Consider the following 327-nt stretch of genomic DNA (forward strand, 5'->3'; position numbering starts at 1 on the left):
ATCTTCCCAAACTTTTTTACCACTAAGTTCTGTTGTTTCTGTATTTTTGTAAGTGTTCGTAATCGTTGTTCCTTCTACTTTTGTTTCATAGTCTTTCACTTTTACTTCACTTACTGTGTACACGAACTCATTTCCTTGTCCATCGTACTTTGGTAGATCTGGGAAACTGAAAGTCCAGTTACCTTTTTCATCAGCTTTCACTTCTTTTGTTTGGAACTCTGTTCCATTTTGAAGCAATTGAACCGTAATACTTTCTGGGCGTTTACCAAACTTGTTGTTGTAGTCTTCCCAGACTTTCTTACCACTTAGTTCTGTTTTATCCGTATT

1 protein-coding gene is annotated in these 327 nt (G+C 36.1%); it reads right to left on the minus strand.

What is annotated here, in order from left to right:
* On the minus strand, positions 1 to 327 hold a 327-nt coding region (locus tag JTF23_RS27550; RefSeq protein WP_204210294.1), incomplete at both ends, for a Cna B-type domain-containing protein.

Source organism: Bacillus sp. RIT 809, assembly GCF_016892495.1.
Taxonomy (GTDB): Bacteria; Bacillota; Bacilli; order Bacillales; family Bacillaceae_G; genus Bacillus_A; species Bacillus_A cereus_U.